This window comes from Brevibacterium picturae (assembly GCF_030453725.1).
Taxonomy (GTDB): Bacteria; Actinomycetota; Actinomycetes; order Actinomycetales; family Brevibacteriaceae; genus Brevibacterium; species Brevibacterium sandarakinum_A.
The window spans coordinates 1-1,873 of sequence record NZ_JAKDJU010000316.1; the positions used below are offsets into that span (position 1 = coordinate 1).

Below are 1,873 nucleotides of genomic sequence, written 5' to 3' on the forward strand. Positions count from 1 at the left end.
GGCGGAACCCCGTAATCCCGATTGACCAGGAGACCACTCATGACTGTCCTCGACCATGATGTCGTCGCTGACCAGCTGAAGAACGCACCGACCGACAGCGAGTCGGTGCTCTCGTTCGTCAGCAGGGTCGCCACCCTCACCACCCCAGACGATATCGTCTGGATCGATGGTTCTGATGAGCAGAAGGCCACCATCGCCGATGATCTCGTCGAAGCCGGCACGATCGTTCGCCTGACCGGTACAAAGGACTCATTCTATGCGGCTTCCGACCCTGAGGATGTCGCCCGCGTGGAGGGTCGCACCTACATCTGCTCCGTCGAGGAGAAGGATGCCGGCGCGCTCAACAACTGGATGGCGCCCGAGGAGATGAAGGAGACCCTCGAACCTCTCTTCACCGGTTCGATGCGCGGTCGCACCATGTACGTCATCCCCTTCGTCATGGGACATGCCGAGGCGGACCATCCGATGTTCGGCATCGAGGTCACCGACTCCCCCTACGTCGTGCTCTCCATGCTCGTCATGGCGCGCTCGGGCAAGAACGCCCTCGACGCGATCGTGGCCAACGGCGGCACCTTCGTCGAGTGCGTGCACTCCGTCGGCGCTCCGCTCGAAGCAGGGCAGACGGACGTCCCCTGGCCATGCAACCCCACCAAATACATCACCCATTTCCCCGAAGAGCGCTCCATCTGGTCGTTCGGCTCCGGCTACGGCGGCAACGCCCTGCTGGGCAAGAAGTGCTACGCGCTGCGCATCGCCTCGTCGATCGCCCGTGATGAGGGCTGGCTGGCCGAGCACATGCTCATCCTCAAGCTGACGAGCCCGGAGGGCGAGGTCAAGTACATCGCCGCCGCATTCCCCTCAGCCTGCGGCAAGACCAACCTCGCCATGATCGAACCCACCATTCCCGGTTGGAAGGCCGAGACCCTGGGCGACGACATCGCCTGGATGCGCTTCGGCGACGACGGTCAGCTCTACGCCGTCAACCCCGAGTTCGGTCTCTTCGGTGTCGCTCCGGGCACCGGCTACTCCACCAACCCGACCGCGATGCGCGCCATCGAAGCCGGGGGAAACATCTTCACCAACGTCGCCCTGACAGACGATGGCGACGTGTGGTGGGAAGGCAAGACGGACGAGAAGCCGGCCCACCTCACCGACTGGCGCGGCAATGACTGGACTCCTGAGTCCGAGACACCTGCCGCGCACCCGAACTCGCGCTTCTGCACCCCGATCGCGAACGTTCCGACCCTGGCTCCCGAGTGGACGAACCCGAATGGTGTGCCGATCTCGGCGATCCTCTTCGGCGGACGCCGCAAGACCACGATGCCACTCGTGACCGAGACCAAGGACTGGAACCACGGAGTGTTCATGGGCTCGGTGCTCTCCTCGGAGACCACCGCAGCCGCCACCGGAGCCGTCGGCGTCGTTCGCCGCGACCCCATGGCGATGCGTCCGTTCATCGGCTACAACGTCGGTGACTACCTGCAGCACTGGCTCGACATCGGCAAGACCGAGGGCGCACAGCTGCCGAAGATCTTCTACGTCAACTGGTTCCGTCGCGACGAGAACAATTCGATCATCTGGCCAGGATTCTCCGAGAACTCACGCGTTCTCAAGTGGGTCTTCGAACGCGTCGCCGGAACCGCCGACGCCGCCGAGAGCCCACTCGGCCTGACCCCCGTCGAGGGCGGTCTGGACACCGAGGGACTCGACTTCACCGACGAGCAGCTGCGCAAGGCACTCGAGATCAACCCCGAGGAATGGGAGACCGAGCTCGGACTCATCGAAGAATGGTACGAGCAGCTCGGCGATTCGGTGCCGGCCGAACTCCGTGCCGAGGTCGACAACCTGCGCAATCGTCTGGGTCTCGCCTGAG

At 64.1% G+C, this 1,873-nt stretch carries 1 protein-coding gene; it reads left to right on the forward strand.

The genetic code is table 11. From position 1 onward, the window contains the following. Positions 1-39 precede the first annotated feature (39 nt). Positions 40-1,872 (forward strand): phosphoenolpyruvate carboxykinase (GTP), encoded by a 1,833-nt coding sequence (locus L0G76_RS15955; protein ID WP_304358109.1) that lies wholly within the window; start codon positions 40-42, stop codon positions 1,870-1,872. The last annotated feature ends 1 nt before the right edge of the window (position 1,873 follow it).

Bases quoted from the DNA above. Each gene is read 5' to 3' on its own strand.
- L0G76_RS15955 (WP_304358109.1), top strand. From the start codon at position 40: ATGACTGTCCTCGACCATGATGTCGTCGCTGACCAGCTGAAGAACGCA.